This is a genomic window from Pseudomonas meliae (assembly GCF_001400515.1).
In the GTDB taxonomy this organism is placed as follows: domain Bacteria; phylum Pseudomonadota; class Gammaproteobacteria; order Pseudomonadales; family Pseudomonadaceae; genus Aquipseudomonas; species Aquipseudomonas amygdali.
Genome location: NZ_LJQT01000341.1, coordinates 1 through 401, shown reverse-complemented (window position 1 = coordinate 401; position 401 = coordinate 1). Strand labels below are relative to the sequence as shown.

Genomic DNA, 401 nt, shown 5'->3' with positions numbered 1-401 from the left:
TCCTCATCGGAAGCGAAGTCGGCTTCGTCCGGGTGACGCTCGATTTCGCAACTGACCTGACAGCTGAGCAAGCGATCACGAAGCTCTGCGGCTTTGACCTCCAACCTGTCTTTGAAAAAGACCAGCTGGTCTACGCTCATGTACTCGTCCTCTGCTTGATTCAGCAGTTGGTCAACGCTCATCAATGCCATCTTGTGCTCCTGATCTGGTTGGTCATCCAAACTTCCTACTGAGTGACCAACGAACGCCACCGCCGCTTATGAGTAATAACAGGGCCAGGCTTGTGAGCGGTCACTTCGTTCCCAACGGTTCTGCCTTGGGCCTCGACGACATCCGGGGCTTCAATCTGGATAAGTACATTCCCAGTATCCTCTGAAACGCTTAAGGAGCCGCTGATTTAT

1 protein-coding gene and 1 pseudogene are annotated in these 401 nt (G+C 52.9%); both read right to left on the bottom strand.

The genetic code is table 11. The annotated features are described in order from the left end of the window. A pseudogene (locus ALO64_RS15875) lies at positions 1–191 on the bottom strand (TraR/DksA family transcriptional regulator); the annotation flags it as partial. 35 nt (positions 192–226) lie between these two features. Beyond that, positions 227–397 carry a carbon storage regulator gene (locus ALO64_RS26365; RefSeq protein WP_094195092.1) on the bottom strand — a complete coding sequence of 57 codons (171 nt, stop codon included), beginning with the start codon at positions 395–397 and terminating at the stop codon, positions 227–229. Positions 398–401: the final 4 nt, after the last annotated feature.